Origin of the sequence: Pseudomonas paraglycinae, assembly GCF_021601625.1 — a bacterium.
Taxonomy (GTDB): Bacteria; Pseudomonadota; Gammaproteobacteria; order Pseudomonadales; family Pseudomonadaceae; genus Aquipseudomonas; species Aquipseudomonas paraglycinae.
Genome location: NZ_BQHR01000007.1, coordinates 62,169 through 84,867, shown reverse-complemented (window position 1 = coordinate 84,867; position 22,699 = coordinate 62,169). Strand labels below are relative to the sequence as shown.

The window sequence follows — 22,699 nt, the reverse complement described above, 5'->3', positions numbered from 1 at the left end:
TCTATTTGTTGCATCGGGCTGCGGCAGAAAAGCGCAGCCCAACGACTTTCCCAATAACAAAATGAGGACGGCACCATGAGCGCTTTAACCTTGAAAGTCGCAGTCAAGCTGGTCAACGAAGCCATCAATGCAGGGCGGGCCATCTCCGCCGCGCCGCTGACCATCGCGGTACTGGATACCGGCGGCCATCTGGTCACCTTGCAACGCGAAGACGGCGCCAGCCTGCTGCGCCCGAACATCGCCATCGGCAAAGCCTGGGGCGCCATCGCCTTGGGCAAGGGCTCACGCCTGCTGGCGCTGGACGCGCAACAACGCCCGGCGTTCATCGCCGCACTTAACAGCATGGGGCAGGGCAGCGTCGTGCCGGCACCGGGTGGTGTGCTGATTCGTGATCAGGCGGGGAACGTGCTGGGTGCGATCGGCATCAGCGGCGATCTGTCGGATATTGATGAGCAGGTGGCAATCAAGGCCGTGGAGGCCCTGGACCTGCGGGCGGATGCGGGGGTGGCTGCGTGATTTGCGGCGTTTGATCGAAAGTCATCGCTGGCAAGCCAGCTCCCACACATTGTGCGTTGCATTCAAACTCTGCGAACGGCACCAAACCCTGTGGGAGCTGGCTTGCCAGCGATGGCGGCCTGACTGACACATCAAGAAAAAAGACTTACCCAGTCAAACAGCACACTGAGGTCTAGCCTTCTGATGAACTCATCATGAAGGGGCAACGGATTGCCTGATCTTCCTGCTTCGCATCGGCTGCGAACCGGTCGCTATGCCGAGCCGAATCAAATCTATTTACTGACTTCAAACACTCTTGATCGAGAACCGATCTTTGCCGATTTCGCGTTGGGCAGACTGGTTGTTCATCAACTTCGTCGCGCACAGGACCACGGAATGGCGAAATCGTTGGCGTGGGTTGTGATGCCCGATCATTTTCACTGGCTGGTCGAGCTGGAAAATTGCTCTCTCCGCAAACTGATGCGCGAGACCAAATCCCTGATTGCGCGAGAGGTGAATCTGCACAGTGGCAGACATGGGCCGTTATGGCAGCAGGGTTACCATGACCGGGCGTTGAGGCGGGAAGATGACTTGGTGAAAATGGCACGGTATGTAGTGGCCAACCCTTTGCGCGCTGGGCTGGTGGGTAAAATCGGCGACTATCCGCTGTGGGATGCAGTTTGGCTTTAGCAACTTTGAACCGAGTTGCCTTCATCGCTGGCAAGCCAGCTCCCACAGGGGATTTGTGTTGTTTGCTAAATCTGAATTCAGCACAGAAACCTGTGGGGGCCCCGGTGCGACGATTCGACTTGCTCGAGATAGTCGCACCGCGAATTTTCAGTCCGGCTCGCAGCCCTTGAGCACCAACCGGATGATGGTTTGTGCTGCCGCTTCATAGTCGGCTTCGTCGAGCTTGTCCTTGCCGGTGACGGCGGAGATCTGCCAGTCGAAGTCGGCGTAGGTCTGGGTTGCGGCCCAGATGCTGAACATCAGGTGGTTGGGGTCGATCGGGGCGATCTGGCCGCGGTCGATCCAGGTCTGGATGCAGTCGATGTTGTGCTTGGCCTGGCCGTTGAGCTGCTCGACCAGGTCGGCGCTCAGGTGCGGGGCGCCGTGCATGATTTCGCTGGCGAAGACCTTGGAGGCGAAGGGCAGGTCGCGGGAGATGCGGATCTTCGAGCGGATGTAGCCGCTCAGCACTTCGCTCGGTACGCCGTCCGGGTTGAACGGGGTCGAGGCCTGCAGGATCGGCACGATGATACTTTCCAGCACCTCGCGGTAGAGGTTTTCCTTGGACTTGAAGTAGTAATAGACGTTGGGCTTGGGCAGTCCTGCCTTGGCGGCGATGTCGCTGGTTTTGGTGGCAGCGAAGCCCTTGTCGGCAAACTCTTCACTGGCTGCACGCAGGATCAGTTCTTTGTTGCGCTCGCGGATTGTGCTCATAAACCCGGTGGTTCCTTGCCTGTTCTGGCGGTTGCGCATGGTAGCACCGGCCTCGCGCGGCGCTCAACAATGCCCCGTGTGGCCCACAGTCGCGGTATGCTGCGCGGCATTATTCACATAAGGAAACATGATTCATGGCAGGAAGCAGTTTGCTGGTGCTGATCGACGACATCGCCACCGTTCTGGACGACGTTGCGTTGATGACCAAAATGGCTGCCAAGAAGACCGCCGGCGTGCTCGGCGACGACTTGGCGCTCAACGCCCAGCAGGTCTCCGGCGTACGCGCGGAGCGGGAAATTCCCGTCGTTTGGGCGGTGGCCAAGGGCTCGTTCGTCAACAAACTGATTCTGGTGCCGTCGGCGCTGGCGATCAGTGCGTTCGTGCCGTGGCTGGTGACGCCGCTGCTGATGGTCGGTGGCGCCTACCTGTGTTTCGAGGGTTTCGAAAAGCTCGCGCACAAGTTCCTGCACAGCAAGGCCGAAGACGAGGCCGAGCATGCGCAACTGGTCGAGGCCGTGGCTGATCCGGCAACCGATCTGGTGGCGTACGAGAAGGACAAGATCAAAGGCGCGATCCGCACCGACTTCATCCTCTCGGCGGAAATCATCGCCATCACCCTCGGCACCGTGGCCGATGCTTCGCTGACCCAGCAAGTGATTGTGATGTCGGGCATCGCCATTGTCATGACCGTGGGCGTTTACGGCCTGGTGGCCGGTATCGTCAAACTCGATGACCTCGGTCTGTGGCTGACTCAGAAGCCCGGCCAGATGGCCAAAAGTATCGGCAACGGCATCCTGCGCGCCGCGCCCTACATGATGAAAAGCCTGTCGGTAATCGGCACCGCAGCGATGTTCCTGGTCGGTGGCGGCATCCTGACCCACGGCGTGCCGGTGGTGCATCACTGGATCGAAAGCGTCGGCGCAGCGGCCGGTGGCGCCGGGTTTGTGGTGCCGATGCTGTTGAACGGCGTGGCGGGGATCATCGCGGGTGCGGTGGTGCTGGCGGGCGTGTCCGTGATCGGCAAAGTCTGGAAAGCGCTGAAGGGTTGAATCCTGAGGCAAACAAAAAGGCCATTCGACTCGCATCGAATGGCCTTTTTTGTGGCCGGCGTTTTTACTCGGCGATCTGCAACTTACGCGACTCGGTGTAGACGTAGCGCACCTTCTCGTACTCGAACGGTGAGTTCAGCTGACCGTAGCGGAAACTGGTCTGGTAACGCTTGTCGACGCCACGCAGTACCCACACTTCCGGATGGTTGGAGCTGACTTCCGAGACGTTGAGGAAGTTGATCGCGGACTCGGCGGTGTAGTCCACGGCCAGACCTGCAGTATCACGCAGATTCGACGGGCCGAGGATCGGCAGCACGAAGTAGGCGCCGCCCGGTACGCCGTAGAAGCCCAGGGTCTGGCCGAAGTCTTCGTTTTGACGCGGCAGGCCCATGGCGGTGGCCGGATCCCAGAGCCCGGCGATGCCGATGGTGGTGTTGAGCAGCAGGCGCGCGGTGGTTTCCATCGAGCGCTTGCCCTTGAACTGCAACAGGCTGTTGACCAGGTTCGGCACGTCGCCAATGTTGTTGAAGAAGTTGCTCACGCCGGTGCGCACGAAGCTCGGAGTGATGTAGCGATAGCCATCGACCACCGGCAGGAACACCCATTGGTCAAAGCGGTAGTTGAAGTGGTAGACGCGGCGGTTCCACTCTTCCAGCGGGTCGTAGACGTTCAGCGCGTTGAGGGTCGAGCGCTCGAACTCGCGCTGATCCAGCCCCGGGTTGAACTTGAGTTTGGACAGCGGCTCCTTGAAGCCGTCGCTGTCGATGACCACCGGTGCATTGGCTTTGCTGTTGTCGGCCTGGGCCATACCTGCACTGAGGAGCGCTGCAATCAGCAGAAGATATTTAGCCACGGAAGAACTCCAGCATGGCGTCGCTGTTGACGCGGTAGTTAAGGTTGCCGCAATGGCCGCCCAGCGGGTAAACGGTCAGGCGATCGCCGAAGGTCTTGCGCAGGAAACCGAGGTCGCCCGGGCCGAGGATCACGTCATCGGCGTTGTGCATGACGGCGATTTTCGGGCTGTCGTGCAGGTAATCTTTCAGTGCATACAGGCTGACCTGGTCGATCAGTTGCAGCAGGCTGCCGCCGTCGGTGCGGGCGCGCCACATCGGGATCACCTGTTCGGTGAGGTAGCAGTCGAAGTCGCATTGCAGCGCACGCTTGAGGAACGGCGTGAGGCTGGTGCCTTCGGTGATCGGGAATTTCGGCGGGGTGATCAGGCCGCGACGGTTGATCAGGTCCGAAGTGAACGCGATATCGGCCGCCGAGAAGCGGAACGAAGTGCCGATCAGCATCGCCATCTGCTCGTTGCTCAGGTGCTGCTTGGACTGCTGGAAGTCGTAGAGCAGCGCATCGTTGAGGTCGATGTAACCCTTCTGCTGGAAGTAACGGGTCAGTTTGCTCAGCACCAGTTCATAGAAGGTGGTGCTGTTGTTGATGCCCTTGACCTCGGTCTGCACCAGCTTGTCGAGGTTGGTGATCGAGGTGTAGAGGTTGACCGGCGGATTGAGCAGCAGGACTTTCTTGAAGTTGAAGCTGCGGCGGGTTTCATCCAGATGGGCAACGAACGCCGCGTCCAGCGCGCCGAGGCTGTAGCCGCTGAGGTAATAGTCGGTGACCGGCAGTTTCGGGTTCTGCGCCCGCACGGCCTGCATCACCCGGTACATGTCTTCGGCGTCTTCCTTGGTCACGCCGGGGGTGGCGAAACGCGAGGCGGCGCTCATGAAGTCGAAGCTGGTCGGCGATGACAGCTGCACCACGTGGTAGCCGGCCTTGTAATAAAGCTTCTTCAGGTATTCGTTGAGCGTGCTGTCGTAGCGCGCGCCGGTGCCGGCGATCAGGAAGATCAGCGGCGCGGCCTTGTCCTGGGTGGCGATGCGGTAGGTGAGTTTTTTCACCGGCCAGAAATTGTCCGGCAGGATGAATTCGCGCTCGGGGCGCAGGGTGACGCTGCGATCGGCCTGATCGATGTCGTCATCCAGTGGCAGTTCAGGGCGCAAGTCCGGCGGCGTGGTGGCGATGGTCGCCTCGAACGGATTGGTCAGGGGATAGCCATAGCTGGCGGCGTCGATATCCACCGCCAGCGCGGACGCACTCAAAATAAGGCCGCCAAACAGGGCGGCGAAGCGCAAGGAACGGAGCATGACTAGATCCCTTAGAGGAAGGTGCCGAATGAGGTTCGCAGGCTATGACCACCGGGTTTGCGCCAAAGTGCCATGCCACGGCACCAAACTGACGGAATTCGGAGTAATAGTAGCCGGACGATACACTTTGCAAGGAAGGAATGACCAGTTAAGAGTTGTTAGTCCTTGCGTATGCGCGGCGGCAGATTAAGCTGGCCGCCGATTTCATCGATTGGAGTGTTCCATGTCCCGCCGCTTGCCCGTGATTCTGCTGCTCGTTCTGTTGCCGTTGTGGCTGGCCGCCAGTTATGGCGCGCGTTATGGCTTCATGGAAGATGCGCAGTGGGTGGGCATCTGCGTGGATGAGGCGAGCCGCTGGGAATGCTCGGTGCGCTCGAACCTGGGCCTGATGATTCATTTCCAGATGCTGGGCTGGGCGGCGGTCGCGGCTGCGGTGATCGGTTTTGTCGTGCCGGGATGGGCAGGGTGGTGGCTGGCGGTGCTGGCGCTGGTGTTCGGGTTGCCGGCGCTGGCGCTGTACAACACGACGCTGGCGGTGTTTGCGGTGGTGATTGCCGGGTTGCGACTGGTGCGGGAATCGCGCGACGCCAAGTAGTCATGCATCGCGGGCTCGCCCGCGATGCAATGCTTTCAGATGCTGAAGGTCAGCCCTTGCGAGCCCGCAGGCAGCGCCAAAGTGCAGCCACCATCAACACGCTGACCAGCGCCCAGCCCCACGCCTGCTGATTCTGCAGTCCTTCACGGAACAACTGCGGCGCAATGCCGGCGCCGATTATGAATGTCAGCAGGGCGATCTCCCGACGGGCCACGGGCACCGGGCGGCACAGGTAAACCAGCGCCGGCAGAATGAACGCCACGCTCGGAAAGCTGCGATAGCGCGGATCGAACACCAGCTCCAGCATCATCACGGCAGCGGCGAAACCGGCTGCCGCCACCAGCCAGCCGGCCCGTCGCTCGAAAGCGTTGAACGCCTGTTCACGCCAGCCACTGCGGGCGCTCAAGGTCAGCGCGGCATGGGCCAGCACCAACAGATTCAGAGCCGTCAGCAACCCGACCCACAGCCATTCGCTGGCAAATCGCGTGGTCACCCGGGCCAGATCACCCCAGGCACCAATCGAGCAGGCGGCGAGGGCGCCGAGCAGCGGCAGGATCAGCGCCGAACGCGTCGTACGAACCCGACCGCCCAGCAGCAGTGTTCCGAGGAAAATCAGCCCGCCGATGGTCAGCCACTGCGACCAGTACGGCACGTTCGACACCGGGCCGGCCAACACGCCCTTGTCCTGGCGATCCGCATCGAACAGCCCCCAATAACCGCCGACCGCGCCTTCGCTGCCGCGCTTCCACGGCTGGTCGAACGCTTCGATCAGGTTGTAACGCCAGCCTTCCTGTTCGGCGAGGGTGACAAAACCACGAATGAACTTGGCCTCGTTGACCCGGCTCGGCAGCGCGGTCTCACGCTGGCGGCCTTCGCTCGGCCAGCCGGTTTCGCCAATCATCACGTCTTTTGGGGCGAACTTGTTGCCGAACACCTGACGCACTTCGGCCACATGATGCAGGGCCGCGTCGATGTTCGATGGATCGTCTTCCCAGTACGGCAGCAAGTGAATGGTCAGGAAATCCACCGCCGGCGCGACTTCCGGGTGCTTGAGCCAGAATTCCCAGACATCGGCGTAGGTCACCGGCTGCTTGATGTGGCTTTTGACCTTGTTGATCAGCTTCACCAGTTGGGTGGCGGTCACTTCCTTGCGCAGCAAGGCTTCGTTGCCGACGATCACGGCGCTGACCACATCCGGGTTGGCGTTGGCCGAGGCAATCAGCAGATCGACTTCCTTCTCGGTGTCCACCGGATTGCTGTTGACCCACGCGCCGATCATCAACTTCAAACCGTGCTTGCGCGCCAGATCCGGCAGCGCTTCGAGGCCCGTCATTGAGTAGGTGCGGATGCATTCGAAACGGGTGGCGAGCAGGGCGAGGTCGGCGTCCATGCGCTCCGGGCGCAGCTTGAACGGCACGTCGAACGGCGACTGGTCCTTGTCGAACGGGGTGTAGGAGGCGCATTGCAGCTTGTGGCTCGGGGTGGCGACGTCCGGCAGGATCACCGGTTTGCCGAGGCCGTACCAGAAACCGCACAGGGCAAACAGCCCGAGCAGGCAGGCGAACACATAAGGAAGAAAGGGGAAGCGGGAAGTCGCGGACATGGTCAGGCCGAGTGGCTGCAAAGCGACGCATGTTACCTGCATTTATAAGCAGGTTGGTGGCCCGCACGATTTTGACATGCAAAGTTCGGGCGGATTGTCTGGCGCCAAATATCCTGACGCAGTTAATGGCTTTCTGATGTCGTTTCTCGTTGCTTCGAGGTCGCTGGCAGAGCAGGTCTTAACGGGCGTCAGGTTGATGATCGGACTCATCAGTACTCCGCTGATGATCTAACGAGTTTGCGGTCAGGCGTGATGGGGGCGCTGTGCACCATAACAATACGTTGACGATGCCCGGCATTCGTCGGGCGCAGCATTTCGGGGAAGTAACGATGAAGATGCGACGACTTTTAGGCGCAGGTGCCGCTTTGGTGCTTGCGATGAGCTCCACTTTCGCCAGCGCTGAAAAACAGACCCTGAACATCGGTTACGTTGACGGCTGGTCCGACAGCGTCGCGACCACCCACGTGGCGGCCGAAGTGATCAAGCAGAAACTCGGCTACGACGTGAAACTGCAAGCCGTCGCTACCGGCATCATGTGGCAGGGCGTTGCCACCGGCAAACTCGACGCCATGCTCTCGGCCTGGCTGCCGGTGACCCACGGCGAATACTGGACCAAGAACAAGGATCAGGTCGTCGATTACGGTCCGAACTTCAAGGACGCGAAAATCGGTCTGATCGTGCCGGAGTACGTCAAGGCCAAGACCATCGAAGACCTGAAAACCGACGACTCCTTCAAGAAACGCATCGTCGGCATCGACGCCGGTTCAGGCGTGATGCTCAAGACCGATCAGGCGATCAAGGATTACGACCTGACCGGCTATCAACTCAAGGCCAGTTCCGGCGCCGGCATGATTGCCGAGCTGACCCGTGCCGAGAAGAAAAACGAATCCATCGCCGTCACCGGCTGGGTGCCGCACTGGATGTTCGCCAAGTGGAAACTGCGCTTCCTCGACGACCCGAAAGGCGTGTACGGCGCGGCTGAAACCGTGAACAGCATCGGCAGCAAGGAACTGGCGACCAAGGCGCCGGAAGTGGCCAAGTTCCTGAAGAACTTCCAGTGGGCTTCGAAAGACGAAATCGGCGAAGTCATGCTGGCGATTCAGGACGGTGCAAAACCTGACGCAGCGGCCAAGGATTGGGTTGCCAAACACCCGGAACGTGTTGCCGACTGGACCAAGTGATTTAAGCCGAAGCGTCTAATCTGCGCTTCCCAGGGCCGCCCGACATGACAGTCGGGCGGCCTTTTTTGTTTGCCTACTATTAATAAGCAGCGTTGGCCGTTTTCTGCTTGTCTGGAAATTGGCAAAAACGTCATGGCGTTCTACTACTAAGGTCGTCTGGAACCCGGCTCGCAGCCGCATACAGTGGATATGTTCCAAAAATAAAAATCTGTGCTGCGAGGATAAAAACAATGAACGACAGCATTTACCTCTCGATTCAGAACAGCCCGCGCTTCAAGGAGCTGGTCAAGAAAAGAGAAAGGTTCGCCTGGATACTCTCGGCGATCATGCTCGGGCTCTACTCCGGCTTCATCCTTCTGATCGCGTACGGGCCGCAAGTGCTCGGCACGAAAATCAGTCCTGAATCGTCCATCACCTGGGGCATCCCGATCGGTGTCGGACTGATTATCTCGGCCTTTATCCTGACCGGCATTTACGTGCGCCGCGCCAATGGCGAGTTCGACGACCTGAACAACGCGATTCTCAAGGAGGCTCAGCAATGATCCGGCGTCTACTGGCTCTTTTGAGCATCGCAGCGTTCGCTCCAGCCGTCTGGGCCGCTGACGCCCTGACCGGCGAAGTCCACAAACAACCGCTCAACGTTTCCGCGATCGTCATGTTCGTCGCGTTCGTTGGCGCGACCCTGTGCATCACTTACTGGGCGTCCAAGCGCAACAACTCGGCGGCCGATTACTATGCGGCGGGCGGCAAGATCACCGGTTTCCAGAACGGTCTGGCGATTGCCGGTGACTACATGTCGGCGGCGTCCTTCCTGGGTATTTCCGCGCTGGTGTTCACCTCCGGCTACGACGGCCTGATCTACTCGATCGGCTTCCTGGTGGGCTGGCCGATCATTCTGTTCCTGATCGCCGAGCGTCTGCGTAACCTGGGCAAATACACCTTTGCCGACGTGGCGTCCTACCGCCTCGGGCAAACCCAGATTCGCACCCTGTCTGCCTGCGGTTCGCTGGTGGTGGTGGCGTTCTACCTGATCGCGCAAATGGTCGGTGCCGGCAAGCTGATCCAGCTGCTGTTCGGTCTCGACTACCACGTTGCGGTGATTCTGGTCGGTATCCTGATGTGCATGTACGTGCTGTTCGGCGGCATGCTGGCGACCACCTGGGTGCAGATCATCAAGGCGGTGCTGTTGCTGTCCGGTGCCTCGTTCATGGCGCTGATGGTGATGAAGCACGTCAACTTCGACTTCAACACCCTGTTCTCCGAAGCCATCAAGGTTCACGCCAAGGGCGAAGCGATCATGAGCCCGGGCGGTCTGGTCAAAGATCCGATCTCGGCGTTCTCCCTGGGTCTGGCGCTGATGTTCGGTACCGCCGGCCTGCCGCACATCCTGATGCGCTTCTTCACCGTTAGCGACGCGAAAGAAGCCCGTAAGAGCGTGCTGTACGCGACCGGTTTCATTGGCTACTTCTACATCCTGACCTTCATCATCGGCTTCGGCGCGATCCTGCTGGTCAGCACCAACCCGGCCTTCAAAGATGCGGCGGGCGCTCTGCTCGGCGGCAACAACATGGCGGCGGTGCACTTGGCCAACGCCGTGGGCGGCAGCGTGTTCCTCGGCTTCATCTCGGCGGTGGCGTTCGCGACCATTCTGGCAGTAGTGGCCGGTCTGACTCTGGCCGGTGCTTCGGCGGTGTCTCACGACCTGTACGCCAGCGTGATCAAGAAGGGCAAGGCCAACGAGAAGGATGAGATCCGCGTTTCGAAGATCACCACCATCGCACTGGGCGTTCTGGCCATCGGCCTGGGCATCCTGTTCGAAAGCCAGAACATTGCGTTCATGGTGGGTCTGGCGTTCTCCATCGCGGCGAGCTGCAACTTCCCGGTGCTGCTGCTTTCGATGTACTGGAAGAAGTTGACCACCCGTGGCGCCATGATTGGCGGCTGGCTGGGTCTGGTGAGTGCGGTGGGTCTGATGATCCTTGGCCCGACCATCTGGGTGCAGATTCTGCATCATGAGAAGGCGATTTTCCCTTATGAGTATCCTGCGTTGTTCTCGATGATCATTGCGTTTATCGGGATCTGGTTCTTCTCGATTACTGACAAGTCGGCGGCGGCTGAGAACGAGCGTGCGGCGTTCTTCCCGCAGTTTGTGCGTTCGCAGACTGGGTTGGGGGCTAGTGGGGCGGTTTCGCACTGAGGCTTTTGGTTTGAATATGTAGTTTGAGTTGGATGGAAATGCCCTGGTCGAGAGATTGGGGCATTTTTTTGTGGGCGGTTATCGGACTTTCTTGGGGGTGGTTTTGGTTTGTGTGTTTATCCGTTGCTGCGGTAACGGCTTCTTAGGGTTTCGCCCTTACGGCGAGTCACCTTTTCCAAACGCCGAAAAGGTAACCCAAAAGGCTTTACCCTGACGTACGGCCCTCGCTGTGGCTCGGGTTCCTTCGCTCCGGGATTGATCCGGGGGCATCGCCTACGGTTTGCTTCGCTGCACCTCCTCTCGATGTGTTTGGCTTCGCCAAACGGTCGCTGCGCTCCCACCCCCGGATCAATCCCTCCACTCAGCCTGCCGACGGGCCCTGCGATCAAAAGCGGTACTCGAGCTAACGCTCATCGTGGTGAGTGGGGAGGGGCGTGGGGTGTTCGGCTTTGGTTTTGTGGTGGGTTTACCCCTCACCCCAGCCCTCTCCCCGAGGAGAGGGAGCCGATTTGTGGGCTTTTCAAAACTTGAGTTCGACTCGGTATTGCACGTCGGCGTATCTCTGCCATACACCTCGATCAGTTCCCTCTCCCTCCGGGCGGTCCGACGTTTCGGGAGGGCTAGGGTGAGGGGGGCTCTTGATCTGGCTTTTGCTCTGGCTCTGGCTCTGGCTCTGGCTCTGGCTTTTGATTTTTTGCCCCTTCGGCAGGCCGAGCGGAGGTGTCCATCAGGGGGTAGGCGCGCAGCGCCGTGCGGCGAAGCCGCATACATCGAGAGGAGGTGCAGCGAAGCAAACCGTAGGCGATGCCCCCTGATGGACACCGTAGCGAGGGAACACTGAGCCTAAGCGAAGTGCCGTACGCCGGGGCAAAAGCCTTTTGGTTCCTTTTTGGCGTTTGAAAAAGGGACTCGCTGTAAGAGCGAAACCGCCAGCGGCAGCTCCCGAAGCAACGGATATACACCCAATCCAAAGATCGCAAAAAAACCGCAAAAACAAAAAACGGCCCCCATTCTCATGGAGGCCGTTCCCGGTACAACGCTAAGAGGCTATCGCAAGACAGCTCTTATTTGCGGTCTTCCAGCTTGGTGATATCCCGCGACTCGTAGCCAGTGTAAAGCTGACGCGGACGGCCAATCTTGTACGGGCTGGAGAGCATTTCCTTCCAGTGCGAAATCCAGCCGACAGTACGTGCCAGGGCGAAGATCACAGTGAACATGCTGGTCGGAATGCCGATCGCCTTGAGGATGATCCCCGAGTAGAAGTCGACGTTCGGGTACAGCGAGCGCTCGATGAAGTACGGATCGGTCAGAGCGATCTCTTCCAGACGCATGGCCAGTTCGAGTTGCGGATCGTTCTGGATGCCCAGTTCCTTCAACACTTCGTCGCAGGTCTGCTTCATTACAGTCGCGCGAGGGTCGCGGTTCTTGTAGACGCGGTGACCGAAGCCCATCAGCTTGAACGGATCGTTCTTGTCCTTGGCCTTGGCGATGAACTTGTCGATGTTCGAAACATCGCCGATTTCATCGAGCATGGTCAGCACGGCTTCGTTCGCACCGCCGTGGGCAGGGCCCCACAGTGCGGCGATGCCGGCGGCGATACAGGCGAACGGGTTGGCACCCGAAGAGCCCGCCAGACGCACGGTGGAGGTCGAAGCGTTCTGCTCGTGGTCGGCGTGGAGGATGAAGATCCGGTCCATGGCCTTGGCGAGTACCGGGCTGATCGGTTTGATCTCGCACGGGGTGTTGAACATCATGTGCAGGAAGTTTTCCGCGTACGACAGATCGTTGCGCGGGTACATCATGGGTTGGCCCATGGAGTACTTGTAAACCATCGCGGCCAGGGTCGGCATCTTGGCAACCAGGCGGATCGCGGAGATTTCGCGATGCTGCGGGTTATTGATGTCGAGGGAGTCGTGGTAGAAGGCCGAGAGGGCGCCGACTACACCACACATGACGGCCATCGGGTGGGCGTCACGGCGGAAGCCGTTGAAAAAGGTTTTCAGCTGCTCGTGAACCATGGTGTGGTTCTTCACGGTGCCGACGAACTGGGCCTTTTGCTCTGCAGTCGGCAGTTCGCCGTTCAGCAGCAGGTAGCAGGTTTCCAGGTAGTCCGACTTTTCAGCCAGCTGTTCGATCGGGTAGCCGCGGTGCAGCAGGATGCCGTTGTCGCCGTCGATATAGGTGATCTTCGATTCGCAGGAAGCGGTCGACATGAAACCGGGGTCGAAAGTGAAGCGGCCCGTGGCCGTCAGGCCCCGAACATCGATAACATCGGGACCAACGGTGCCGGTTAAAATGGGCAGCTCGACGGGGGCTGCGCCCTCGATGATCAACTGCGCTTTTTTGTCAGCCATGTGGCCTCCTATTTATGCTTGAAATCATCAGACAGACCCCCCACGCAGGGCCCGCACCACTATAGTGAGATAAATTCGAATGTCAATTTGCCTAAAGTCTTGCTCCAGAAGGCTTTAACCGTACTTTTTCCTCGAAATTGCCTGCCATTTACGCCTTTTATACGACTTGTGCAATCCGCTATTGGGGGTAGGCGATTGCGTTGTCATTAGTAGCCTAACTGTCTATACTCGGCGACCGACCGCCAAGGGCTTTTGGGCTTGCTTTCATTGGGGGTCGCATCCCTGGGTGGTGGTTACCTGACCAGTGCACTCCCCAACAACTTTGCCCTGATTGTTAGGGGCTCTTCAGTGTGAAAAAAAAGCCGTGAAAAGCCAACGACCTGTAAACCTAGACCTAAGGACCATCAAACTCCCCATCACCGGCGTTACGTCGTTTCTTCACCGTGTTTCCGGCATCATCCTCTTCCTGGGCCTTGGCATCATGCTTTATGCATTGGGCAAATCCCTGGGTTCCGAGGAAGGTTATGTCGAGGTGAAGGCATGCTTGACCAGCCCGCTGGCCAAGTTCGTAGCATGGGGCCTCCTGTCCGCTCTTCTGTATCACCTGGTTGCCGGTGTGCGCCACTTGATCATGGACATGGGCATCGGTGAGACGCTGGAAGGCGGCCGCCTGGGCTCGAAACTGATCATCGCCGTTTCCGTGGTGCTGATCGTTCTGGCAGGAGTTTGGATATGGTAACCAGCGTTACAAACCTTTCGCGTTCGGGCCTCTATGACTGGATGGCACAGCGTGTGTCTGCGGTCGTTCTCGCGGCTTATTTCATATTCCTGATCGGCTACCTCGCCGCGAACCCGGGCATTGGCTACGACCAATGGCACGGCCTGTTCGCCCACAACGGAATGCGTATCTTCAGTCTGCTGGCACTGGTTGCCCTGGGCGCTCACGCCTGGGTCGGCATGTGGACCATCGCGACCGACTACCTGACGCCAATGGCGCTGGGCAAGTCCGCGACTGCAGTACGTTTCCTTTTCCAGGCAGTATGCGGCGTCGCGATGTTCGCTTACTTCGTCTGGGGTGTGCAGATTCTCTGGGGTATCTGATTCATGGCTAACATTCCAACGATTTCTTTCGACGCCATCATTATTGGTGGCGGCGGTGCCGGCATGCGCGCGGCGCTGCAACTGGCACAGGGCGGTCACAAGACTGCCGTGATCACCAAGGTTTTCCCGACCCGTTCGCACACCGTATCCGCCCAGGGCGGCATCACCTGTGCAATCGCGTCCGCCGACCCGAACGATGACTGGCGCTGGCACATGTACGATACCGTCAAGGGTTCCGACTACATCGGTGACCAGGACGCTATCGAATACATGTGTCAGGAAGGCCCGGCTGCCGTTTTCGAGCTGGACCACATGGGTCTGCCGTTCTCGCGTACCGAGCAAGGCCGTATCTACCAGCGTCCGTTCGGCGGTCAGTCGAAGGATTACGGTAAAGGCGGGCAGGCTGCCCGTACGTGCGCCGCTTCCGACCGTACCGGTCACGCGCTGCTGCACACCCTTTATCAGGGCAACCTGAAAGCCGGTACCACGTTCCTGAACGAGTACTACGCTGTCGACCTGGTGAAAAACCAGGAAGGCGAATTCGTCGGTGTGATCGCGATCTGCATCGAAACCGGTGAAACCACCTACATCCGCGCCAAAGCCACCGTACTGGCTACCGGCGGTGCAGGTCGTATCTATGCATCCACCACCAACGCCCTGATCAACACCGGTGACGGCGTCGGCATGGCTCTGCGTGCTGGCGTGCCGGTACAAGACATCGAAATGTGGCAGTTCCACCCGACCGGCATCGCCGGCGCCGGTGTACTGGTTACCGAAGGTTGCCGTGGTGAAGGTGGTTACCTGATCAACAAGCACGGCGAGCGTTTCATGGAGCGTTATGCTCCGAACGCCAAAGACCTTGCCGGTCGTGACGTTGTTGCCCGTTCGATGGTTAAGGAAATCATCGCCGGCAACGGTTGCGGTCCGAATGGCGACCACGTGATGCTCAAACTCGACCACCTGGGCGAGGAAGTGCTGCACAGCCGTCTGCCAGGCATCTGCGAACTGTCGAAGACTTTCGCCCACGTTGACCCGGTTGTTGCGCCGGTTCCGGTTGTTCCGACTTGCCACTACATGATGGGCGGCGTTGCCACCAACATTCACGGCCAGGCGATCACCCAGGACGCCGAAGGCGTGGATCAGATCATTCCTGGTCTGTTCGCGGTAGGTGAAGTGGCTTGCGTATCGGTTCACGGTGCCAACCGTCTGGGCGGCAACTCGCTGCTCGACCTGGTGGTATTCGGCCGCGCTGCCGGTCTGCACCTGGAGAAGGCGCTGACCGACGGCATCGAATACGACGACGCTACCGAAGCCGACATCGACGCTGCCCTGGCGCGTCTGAACGCCCTGAACAACCGTACCGACGGCGAAGACGTCGCTACCCTGCGTCGCGAGCTGCAAAGCTGCATGCAGAACTACTTCGGTGTATTCCGTACCGGCGAATACATGCAGAAGGGTATTGCCCAGCTGGCTGATCTGCGCAAGCGCATCGCCAATGTGAAGATCAACGACAAGTCGCAGGCGTTCAACACTGCACGTATCGAAGCGCTGGAACTGCAAAACCTGCTGGAAGTGGCTGAAGCTACCGCCATCGCTGCCGAAGTACGTAAAGAGTCCCGCGGCGCTCACGCCCGTGAAGACTTCGAAGACCGTGACGACGAAAACTGGCTGTGCCACACCCTGTACTTCCCGGGTGAGAAACGCGTCGCCAAGCGTGCCGTGAACTTCTCGCCGAAGACTGTTCCGACTTTCGAACCTAAAGTCCGGACTTATTAAGGGTGACCGCCATGTTGCAAGTCAGTGTTTATCGTTACAACCCTGATCAGGACGCTGCGCCGTTCATGCAGGAATTCCAGGTCGATACCGGTGGTAAAGACCTGATGGTGCTGGACGTGCTCGCCCTGATCAAAGAGCAGGACGAAGGTTTCTCCTATCGTCGCTCCTGCCGTGAAGGCGTCTGTGGCTCCGACGGCATGAACATCAACGGCAAGAACGGCCTGGCGTGCATCACGCCGTTGTCCGCTGTCGTCAAAGGTAACAAGCTGATCGTTCGTCCGCTGCCAGGTTTGCCGGTTATCCGTGACCTGGTTGTCGATATGAGCATCTTCTACAAGCAATACGAGAAGGTTAAGCCATTCCTGCAGAACGACACGCCGGCTCCGGCCATCGAGCGTCTGCAGTCCCCTGAAGAGCGTGAAAAGCTCGACGGTCTGTACGAGTGCATCCTGTGCGCCTGCTGCTCGACCTCTTGCCCGTCCTTCTGGTGGAACCCGGACAAGTTCCTGGGTCCAGCTGCACTGCTGCAAGCGTACCGCTTCCTGGCAGACAGCCGTGATACCAAGACGTCCGAGCGTCTGGCGTCCCTCGATGACCCGTTCAGCGTCTTCCGCTGCCGGGGCATCATGAACTGCGTCAACGTATGTCCGAAAGGCCTGAACCCGACTAAGGCCATCGGTCACATCCGTAACATGCTGCTTTCGAGCGGCGTGTGATTCAGCTGCTGTAACCGCTGTACCCGCAGAGGGCTTAGGCGCGGGCTTCAACCCGCGCCATGGCTATAACCAGAGCAGCAGCCATAAGCTGCGGCTCTTATTTTGAAGAAATGAGACAAGCAGGGGCATCCGGGCTGGTACCCGGACTATCAGTGTGATCCTAAGTGGCTTGTTTTGGTCGCTGCATTCGGACTTCTGCAAGCTTGCTCGGTGTCGGCACCGATGGTGTTCCCCTAACCGAGGGTGACCAAGCATGCAAGAAAGCGTGATGCAGCGCATGTGGAACAGCGCCTACCTTTCAGGTGGAAACGCTGCCTATGTGGAAGAGCTCTACGAGCTCTACCTGCACGACCCTAACGCTGTGCCAGAAGAGTGGCGCACCTACTTTCAGAAGCTGCCTGCCGACGGCAGCTCTGCCACCGATGTTTCGCACTCCACAATTCGCGATCATTTCGTGCTGCTGGCAAAGAACCAGCGCCGCGCCCAACCGGTTTCCGCCGGCAGCGTGAGCAGTGAGCACGAGAAGAAGCAAGTTGAAGTGCTGCGATTGATCCAGGCCTACCGTATGCGTGGCCACCAGGCAGCCCAGCTTGACCCGCTGGGGCTGTGGCAGCGTCCTGCACCTGCAGACCTGTCGATCAATCACTACGGCTTGACCAATGCCGATCTTGATACGACCTTCCGTGCCGGCGACCTGTTCATCGGCAAAGAGGAAGCGAGCCTACGCGAAATTCACGAAGCGTTGCAGCAGACATATTGCCGCACCATCGGCGCTGAATTTACGCACATCACCGATTCCGAGCAGCGCCAGTGGTTCCAGCAGCGTCTGGAAAGCGTGCGTGGCCGTCCGGAATATTCCGCGGACATCAAGAGCCACCTGCTCGAGCGCGTGACGGCCGGTGAAGGCCTGGAAAAATACCTGGGCACCAAATACCCGGGCACCAAGCGTTTCGGTCTGGAAGGCGGCGAAAGCCTGATTCCGATGCTCGACGAACTGATCCAGCGTTCCGGTTCCTACGGCACCAAGGAAGTCGTCATCGGCATGGCCCACCGTGGCCGTCTGAACGTACTGGTCAACACCTTCGGCAAGAACCCGCGCGAGCTGTTCGACGAGTTCGAAGGCAAGAAGAAGGTCGAGCTGGGTTCCGGTGACGTTAAATACCACCAGGGCTTCTCGTCCAACGTAATGACCACCGGCGGTGAAGTTCACCTGGCCATGGCGTTCAACCCGTCCCACCTGGAAATCGTTTCCCCGGTGGTCGAGGGTTCGGTTCGCGCCCGTCAGGATCGTCGCAACGACCCTACCGGTGAGAAGGTTCTGCCGATCTCCATCCACGGTGACGCGGCATTCGCCGGTCAGGGCGTGGTGATGGAAACCTTCCAGATGTCGCAGACCCGCGGTTTCAAGACCGGCGGTACCGTGCACATCGTGATCAACAACCAGGTTGGTTTCACCATCAGCAACCCGCTGGACTCGCGTTCCACCGAGTACGCGACCGACGTTGCGAAAATGATCCAGGCGCCGATCCTCCATGTGAATGGTGATGATCCGGAAGCCGTATTGTTCGTGACCCAGCTGGCCATCGACTACCGCATGCAGTTCAAGCGTGACGTGGTGATCGACCTGGTCTGCTACCGTCGTCGCGGCCACAACGAGGCCGACGAGCCAAGCGGCACCCAGCCTCTGATGTATCAGCAGATCACCAAGCAGCGCACCACCCGTGAGCTGTACGCTGATCGTCTGACCCAGGCCGGTGTGCTGGACGCAGAGCGTGTTCAGGCGAAAGTCGACGAATACCGCAACGCGCTGGACAACGGTCTGCACGTAGTGAAATCGCTGGTCAAAGAGCCGAACAAAGAGCTGTTCGTGGACTGGCGTCCGTATCTGGGCCACGCCTGGACTGCGCGTCACGACACTCGTTTCGACCTCAAGACCCTGCAGGAACTGTCCGCCAAGCTGCTGGAAATTCCGGAAGGCTTCGTGGTTCAGCGCCAGGTCGCGAAGATCTACGAAGACCGTCAGAAGATGCAAGCCGGCGGCCTGCCGATCAACTGGGGTTACGCCGAAACCATGGCGTACGCGACCCTGGCGTTCGAAGGTCACCCGATCCGCATGACCGGTCAGGACATCGGCCGCGGTACGTTCTCGCACCGTCACGCTGTGCTGCACAACCAGAAAGATGCCGGTACCTACATTCCGCTCAAGCATCTGTATGAAGGTCAGCCACGCTTCGACCTGTACGACTCGTTCCTGTCGGAAGAAGCCGTACTGGCGTTCGAATACGGTTACTCGACCACCACGCCGAACGCGCTGGTGATCTGGGAAGCCCAGTTCGGCGACTTCGCCAACGGTGCACAGGTCGTTATCGACCAGTTCATCACCAGCGGCGAGCACAAGTGGGGCCGTCTCTGCGGTCTGACCATGCTGCTGCCACACGGCTACGAAGGCCAGGGCCCTGAGCACAGCTCGGCACGTCTTGAGCGTTACCTGCAGCTGTGCGCCGAGCACAACATTCAGGTGTGCATGCCGACCACTCCGGCCCAGATCTACCACTTGCTGCGCCGTCAGGTGATTCGCCCGCTGCGCAAGCCATTGGTCGTTCTGACTCCAAAGTCGCTGCTGCGCCACAAACTGGCCATCTCGACCCTGGAAGATCTGGCCGAAGGTTCGTTCCAGACCGTTATCCCGGAAATCGATGCCCTGGACCCGAAAAAGGTCGAGCGCGTTGTTCTGTGCAGCGGCAAGGTTTACTACGACCTGCTGGAAAAACGTCGTGCCGAAGGCCGCGAAGATATCGCCATCGTGCGTATCGAGCAGCTGTACCCGTTCCCTGAGGACGACTTGAAAGAAGTCCTGGCTCCTTACACCAACGCCAAAGCGGCCGTGTGGTGTCAGGAAGAGCCGATGAACCAGGGCGCCTGGTACTGCAGCCAGCACCACCTGCGTCGCAGCATCAGCAACCTCAACAAATCTCTCGTACTCGAGTACGCGGGCCGTGAGGCTTCTGCTGCCCCAGCATGTGGTTACGCATCGATGCACGCCGAGCAGCAGGAACAACTGCTGCAAGACGCGTTTACCGTTTAACGCCTTCGCGCACCTGAAACCGAATTTAAGGAACCACAGATAATGGCTATCGAGATCAAAGCCCCCACTTTCCCGGAATCGGTTGCCGATGGCACCGTTGCCACCTGGCACAAACAACCGGGCGACGCCGTCAAGCGTGACGAACTGATCGTCGACATCGAAACCGACAAAGTCGTACTGGAAGTGCTGGCTACCGCCGACGGCGTGCTGGGCGCAATCGTCAAGGGCGAGGGCGAAACCGTCCTGTCCGACGAAGTGCTGGGCTCCATCGTTGAAGGCGGCGCTGCTGCTGCCGCCCCGGCTGCCGCTGCTGCTCCGGCCGCAGCCGCCGCTGCACCTGCTGCCGCTGATGGCGAAGACGACCCGATCGCTGCTCCTGCCGCGCGCAAGCTGGCTGAAGAGAACGGCATCAACATCGCTTCCGTTGCCGGCACCGGCAAAGGCGGTCGCGTGACCAAGGAAGACGTGGTTGCAGCCGTTGCTGCCAAGAAAGCCGCTCCGGCTGCCGCGCCTGCCAAGGCTGCTGCTCCGGCCGCCGCCGCTCCTGTGTTCGCCGCTGGCGACCGCATCGAGAAGCGCGTTCCGATGACCCGCGTTCGTGCCACCGTTGCCAAGCGTCTGGTTGAAGCTCAATCGAACATGGCGATGCTGACCACTTTCAACGAAGTCGACATGACCGAAGTCATGGCCCTGCGTTCGAAGTACAAGGACCTGTTCGAGAAGTCCCACAACGGCGTACGCCTGGGCTTCATGTCGTTCTTCGTGAAGGCTGCCACCGAAGCGCTGAAACGCTTCCCGGCGGTCAACGCTTCGATCGACGGCAACGACATCGTTTACCACGGTTATGCCGACATCGGCGTCGCTGTTTCCAGCGACCGTGGCCTGGTGGTTCCGGTTCTGCGTAACGCCGAACACATGAGCCTGGCTGAAATCGAAGGCGGCATCGCCACCTTCGGCAAGAAAGCCCGTGACGGCAAACTGTCGATGGACGAAATGACCGGCGGCACCTTCACCATCACCAACGGTGGTACCTTCGGTTCGATGATGTCGACCCCGATCGTCAACCCGCCGCAGGCAGCGATTCTGGGCATGCACAACATCATCCAGCGTCCGATGGCCATCAACGGTCAGGTCGTGATCCGTCCGATGATGTACCTGGCACTGTCCTACGATCACCGTCTGATCGATGGCAAAGAAGCTGTAACCTTCCTGGTGACCATCAAGAACCTGCTGGAAGATCCGGCTCGTCTGTTGCTGGATATCTGATAGAAGCAGTCACGCGCTGCAAGCTTCAAGCTGCGGGGAAAACGCAGCCTGGCTTGCAGCGCGCGGCTTGAAGCTTTTCGCTAAAGAGGATTTTTTGAATGTCGCAGAAATTTGACGTAGTAGTGATCGGTGCGGGCCCTGGCGGCTACGTGGCTGCCATCAAGGCCGCGCAACTCGGCCTGAGCACTGCCTGCATCGAGAAGTACACCGATGCTGAAGGCAAGCAAGCCCTGGGCGGCACCTGCCTGAACGTAGGCTGCATTCCTTCCAAGGCGCTGCTGGACAGCTCCTGGAAATACAAGGAAGCGAAAGAAAGCTTCAATGTCCACGGTATCTCGACCGGCGAAGTCAAAATGGACGTCGCTGCGATGGTTGGCCGCAAGGCTGGCATCGTCAAGAACCTGACCGGTGGTGTTGCCACTCTGTTCAAGGCCAACGGCGTTACTTCGATCCAGGGCCACGGCAAACTGCTGGCCGGCAAGAAAGTCGAAGTCACCAAGCCGGACGGCTCGGTTGAAGTCATCGAAGCCGAAAACGTCATCCTGGCTCCAGGCTCGCGTCCGATCGACATTCCACCGGCTCCGGTCGATCAGAAAGTCATCGTCGATTCGACTGGCGCACTGGAATTCCAGACCGTACCCAAGCGTCTGGGCGTGATCGGTGCTGGCGTGATCGGTCTGGAACTGGGTTCGGTCTGGTCGCGTCTGGGTGCAGAAGTAACTGTCCTGGAAGCACTGGACACCTTCCTGATGGCAGCGGACACCGCTGTTTCCAAGGAAGCGCTAAAAACCCTGACCAAACAGGGTCTGGACATCAAACTGGGCGCTCGCGTAACCGGCTCGAAAGTGAACGGCGACGAAGTCGTTGTGAACTACACCGACGCCAACGGCGAACAGACCATCACTTTCGACAAGCTGATCGTAGCCGTTGGTCGCCGTCCGGTGACCACTGATCTGCTGGCTGCCGACAGCGGCGTGACCCTGGACGAGCGCGGTTTCGTGCACGTTGACGATCACTGCGCCACCACCGTACCGGGCGTTTACGCTATCGGTGACGTGGTTCGCGGCATGATGCTGGCTCACAAGGCCTCGGAAGAGGGCATCATGGTTGTAGAGCGCATCAAAGGCCACAAGGCCCAGATGAACTATGACCTGATCCCTTCGGTTATTTATACTCACCCGGAAATCGCATGGGTCGGTAAAACCGAGCAGGCCTTGAAAGCTGAAGGCGTTGAAGTTAACGTCGGCACCTTCCCGTTCGCAGCATCCGGCCGTGCCATGGCCGCCAACGATACCGGTGGTTTCGTCAAGGTCATCGCCGATGCCAAGACTGACCGCGTATTGGGCGTGCACGTGATTGGCCCGAGCGCCGCAGAACTGGTTCAGCAGGGCGCGATCGGTATGGAATTCGGCACCAGCGCTGAAGACCTGGGCATGATGGTTTTCTCCCATCCGACCCTGTCTGAAGCCTTGCACGAAGCAGCTTTGGCAGTGAATGGCGGCGCCATCCACATTGCCAACCGCAAGAAGCGTTAAGACACAATAAGAAACCACGGCGGTACGGCCCGTCGTGAGCCTTGCGTGCAAGACTCACCGCGGAATGTCCGCTGGACGCAGCCTTGCGTAGCTGCACCGGGTATCCGGAAAGGCTACGCAAGCAGCAGTCACAGGTGGCGCGGCACTCATAAAGAGCGC

The 22,699-nt window shown here is 59.4% G+C and carries 19 protein-coding genes; 14 read left to right on the top strand and 5 right to left on the bottom strand.

Annotated features, from left to right (window positions below; translation table 11 throughout):
* The first annotated feature begins 75 nt into the window (after positions 1-75).
* Both L6D82_RS12255 and L6D82_RS12250 read left to right on the top strand, forming a co-directional pair.
* Positions 76-516 (top strand): GlcG/HbpS family heme-binding protein, encoded by a 441-nt coding sequence (locus L6D82_RS12255; protein ID WP_011333104.1) that lies wholly within the window; start codon positions 76-78, stop codon positions 514-516.
* Positions 517-726: 210 nt separating this feature from the next.
* Positions 727-1,185: an REP-associated tyrosine transposase gene (locus L6D82_RS12250; RefSeq protein WP_064384024.1), complete on the top strand. Its 459-nt coding sequence runs from the start codon at positions 727-729 to the stop codon at positions 1,183-1,185.
* Between the two features lie 147 nt (positions 1,186-1,332).
* Here the strand turns inward: L6D82_RS12250 and L6D82_RS12245 are convergent, their stop codons facing one another.
* A complete protein-coding gene (locus L6D82_RS12245) occupies positions 1,333-1,938 on the bottom strand; it encodes a TetR/AcrR family transcriptional regulator (RefSeq protein WP_007959290.1) in 606 nt (201 codons plus the stop codon).
* A 134-nt stretch (positions 1,939-2,072) separates the two neighbouring features.
* On the opposite strand from L6D82_RS12245, the gene L6D82_RS12240 reads away from it, so the two are divergent.
* On the top strand, positions 2,073-2,987 hold the full coding sequence (locus L6D82_RS12240) for a DUF808 domain-containing protein (protein ID WP_007959291.1): 915 nt from the start codon (positions 2,073-2,075) through the stop codon (positions 2,985-2,987).
* Positions 2,988-3,051: 64 nt separating this feature from the next.
* Here L6D82_RS12240 and L6D82_RS12235 read toward each other — a convergent pair whose 3' ends face one another.
* Both L6D82_RS12235 and L6D82_RS12230 read right to left on the bottom strand, forming a co-directional pair.
* Positions 3,052-3,840 carry an MlaA family lipoprotein gene (locus L6D82_RS12235; RefSeq protein ID WP_129973896.1) on the bottom strand — a complete coding sequence of 263 codons (789 nt, stop codon included), beginning with the start codon at positions 3,838-3,840 and terminating at the stop codon, positions 3,052-3,054.
* Positions 3,833-5,131 carry a serine/threonine protein kinase gene (locus L6D82_RS12230; protein ID WP_236189170.1) on the bottom strand — a complete coding sequence of 433 codons (1,299 nt, stop codon included), beginning with the start codon at positions 5,129-5,131 and terminating at the stop codon, positions 3,833-3,835. The genes L6D82_RS12235 and L6D82_RS12230 overlap by 8 nt, the downstream gene beginning before the upstream one ends.
* Positions 5,132-5,354: 223 nt before the next feature.
* Between L6D82_RS12230 and L6D82_RS12225 the strand changes: the two genes are divergently transcribed.
* Positions 5,355-5,726, top strand: coding sequence for a hypothetical protein (locus L6D82_RS12225; RefSeq protein ID WP_085747083.1), 372 nt, complete (start codon positions 5,355-5,357; stop codon positions 5,724-5,726).
* A 49-nt stretch (positions 5,727-5,775) separates the two neighbouring features.
* Here the strand turns inward: L6D82_RS12225 and L6D82_RS12220 are convergent, their stop codons facing one another.
* Complete coding sequence (locus L6D82_RS12220; protein ID WP_236189168.1) at positions 5,776-7,371, bottom strand: glycoside hydrolase family 17 protein; 1,596 nt, start codon at positions 7,369-7,371, stop codon at positions 5,776-5,778.
* Positions 7,372-7,658: 287 nt separating this feature from the next.
* On the opposite strand from L6D82_RS12220, the gene L6D82_RS12215 reads away from it, so the two are divergent.
* The 3 genes from L6D82_RS12215 to L6D82_RS12205 all read left to right on the top strand — a co-directional run bounded on the left by L6D82_RS12215 (position 7,659) and on the right by L6D82_RS12205 (position 10,707).
* Positions 7,659-8,510 carry a glycine betaine ABC transporter substrate-binding protein gene (locus L6D82_RS12215; protein WP_102686063.1) on the top strand — a complete coding sequence of 284 codons (852 nt, stop codon included), beginning with the start codon at positions 7,659-7,661 and terminating at the stop codon, positions 8,508-8,510.
* A gap of 230 nt (positions 8,511-8,740) precedes the next feature.
* Positions 8,741-9,052, top strand: a complete 312-nt coding sequence (locus tag L6D82_RS12210) for a DUF485 domain-containing protein (RefSeq protein WP_007959307.1) — start codon at positions 8,741-8,743, stop codon at positions 9,050-9,052.
* On the top strand, positions 9,049-10,707 hold the full coding sequence (locus L6D82_RS12205; protein WP_129973893.1) for a cation acetate symporter: 1,659 nt from the start codon (positions 9,049-9,051) through the stop codon (positions 10,705-10,707). The genes L6D82_RS12210 and L6D82_RS12205 overlap by 4 nt, the downstream gene beginning before the upstream one ends.
* 1,064 nt (positions 10,708-11,771) lie before the next feature.
* On the opposite strand, the gene gltA is transcribed toward L6D82_RS12205, so the two are convergent.
* A complete protein-coding gene (gene gltA / locus L6D82_RS12200; RefSeq protein WP_007959044.1) occupies positions 11,772-13,061 on the bottom strand; it encodes a citrate synthase in 1,290 nt (429 codons plus the stop codon).
* Between the two features lie 364 nt (positions 13,062-13,425).
* On the opposite strand from gltA, the gene sdhC reads away from it, so the two are divergent.
* The 7 genes from sdhC to lpdA all read left to right on the top strand — a co-directional run bounded on the left by sdhC (position 13,426) and on the right by lpdA (position 22,540).
* Complete coding sequence (gene sdhC, locus L6D82_RS12195) at positions 13,426-13,800, top strand: succinate dehydrogenase, cytochrome b556 subunit (RefSeq protein WP_011333113.1); 375 nt, start codon at positions 13,426-13,428, stop codon at positions 13,798-13,800.
* Positions 13,794-14,162: a succinate dehydrogenase, hydrophobic membrane anchor protein gene (gene sdhD / locus L6D82_RS12190; protein ID WP_007977503.1), complete on the top strand. Its 369-nt coding sequence runs from the start codon at positions 13,794-13,796 to the stop codon at positions 14,160-14,162. The genes sdhC and sdhD overlap by 7 nt, the downstream gene beginning before the upstream one ends.
* 3 nt (positions 14,163-14,165) lie before the next feature.
* Entirely contained in the window at positions 14,166-15,938 is a 1,773-nt protein-coding gene (gene sdhA / locus L6D82_RS12185) for a succinate dehydrogenase flavoprotein subunit (RefSeq protein ID WP_085747080.1), read from the top strand.
* Positions 15,939-15,949: 11 nt separating this feature from the next.
* On the top strand, positions 15,950-16,654 hold the full coding sequence (locus L6D82_RS12180) for a succinate dehydrogenase iron-sulfur subunit (protein WP_007959035.1): 705 nt from the start codon (positions 15,950-15,952) through the stop codon (positions 16,652-16,654).
* Between the two features lie 253 nt (positions 16,655-16,907).
* Positions 16,908-19,739, top strand: a complete 2,832-nt coding sequence (locus L6D82_RS12175; RefSeq protein WP_011333115.1) for a 2-oxoglutarate dehydrogenase E1 component — start codon at positions 16,908-16,910, stop codon at positions 19,737-19,739.
* A gap of 42 nt (positions 19,740-19,781) precedes the next feature.
* Positions 19,782-21,005: a 2-oxoglutarate dehydrogenase complex dihydrolipoyllysine-residue succinyltransferase gene (odhB, locus tag L6D82_RS12170; protein ID WP_085648494.1), complete on the top strand. Its 1,224-nt coding sequence runs from the start codon at positions 19,782-19,784 to the stop codon at positions 21,003-21,005.
* 98 nt (positions 21,006-21,103) lie between these two features.
* Positions 21,104-22,540 carry a dihydrolipoyl dehydrogenase gene (gene lpdA, locus L6D82_RS12165; RefSeq protein ID WP_085682946.1) on the top strand — a complete coding sequence of 479 codons (1,437 nt, stop codon included), beginning with the start codon at positions 21,104-21,106 and terminating at the stop codon, positions 22,538-22,540.
* Positions 22,541-22,699 lie beyond the last annotated feature (159 nt).

What these genes read in the sequence shown, in the direction of transcription:
- L6D82_RS12220 (WP_236189168.1), bottom strand. Translation starts at nt 7,371, where the DNA reads ATGCAGGTAACATGCGTCGCTTTGCAGCCACTCGGCCTGACCATGTCC.
- L6D82_RS12215 (WP_102686063.1), top strand. Translation starts at nt 7,659, where the DNA reads ATGAAGATGCGACGACTTTTAGGCGCAGGTGCCGCTTTGGTGCTTGCG.
- L6D82_RS12205 (WP_129973893.1), top strand. Translation starts at nt 9,049, where the DNA reads ATGATCCGGCGTCTACTGGCTCTTTTGAGCATCGCAGCGTTCGCTCCA.
- L6D82_RS12210 (WP_007959307.1), top strand. Translation starts at nt 8,741, where the DNA reads ATGAACGACAGCATTTACCTCTCGATTCAGAACAGCCCGCGCTTCAAG.
- L6D82_RS12255 (WP_011333104.1), top strand. Translation starts at nt 76, where the DNA reads ATGAGCGCTTTAACCTTGAAAGTCGCAGTCAAGCTGGTCAACGAAGCC.
- gltA (WP_007959044.1), bottom strand. Translation starts at nt 13,061, where the DNA reads ATGGCTGACAAAAAAGCGCAGTTGATCATCGAGGGCGCAGCCCCCGTC.
- odhB (WP_085648494.1), top strand. Translation starts at nt 19,782, where the DNA reads ATGGCTATCGAGATCAAAGCCCCCACTTTCCCGGAATCGGTTGCCGAT.
- L6D82_RS12240 (WP_007959291.1), top strand. Translation starts at nt 2,073, where the DNA reads ATGGCAGGAAGCAGTTTGCTGGTGCTGATCGACGACATCGCCACCGTT.
- L6D82_RS12225 (WP_085747083.1), top strand. Translation starts at nt 5,355, where the DNA reads ATGTCCCGCCGCTTGCCCGTGATTCTGCTGCTCGTTCTGTTGCCGTTG.
- L6D82_RS12230 (WP_236189170.1), bottom strand. Translation starts at nt 5,131, where the DNA reads ATGCTCCGTTCCTTGCGCTTCGCCGCCCTGTTTGGCGGCCTTATTTTG.
- sdhD (WP_007977503.1), top strand. Translation starts at nt 13,794, where the DNA reads ATGGTAACCAGCGTTACAAACCTTTCGCGTTCGGGCCTCTATGACTGG.
- L6D82_RS12245 (WP_007959290.1), bottom strand. Translation starts at nt 1,938, where the DNA reads ATGAGCACAATCCGCGAGCGCAACAAAGAACTGATCCTGCGTGCAGCC.
- L6D82_RS12175 (WP_011333115.1), top strand. Translation starts at nt 16,908, where the DNA reads ATGCAAGAAAGCGTGATGCAGCGCATGTGGAACAGCGCCTACCTTTCA.
- sdhA (WP_085747080.1), top strand. Translation starts at nt 14,166, where the DNA reads ATGGCTAACATTCCAACGATTTCTTTCGACGCCATCATTATTGGTGGC.
- L6D82_RS12180 (WP_007959035.1), top strand. Translation starts at nt 15,950, where the DNA reads ATGTTGCAAGTCAGTGTTTATCGTTACAACCCTGATCAGGACGCTGCG.
- lpdA (WP_085682946.1), top strand. Translation starts at nt 21,104, where the DNA reads ATGTCGCAGAAATTTGACGTAGTAGTGATCGGTGCGGGCCCTGGCGGC.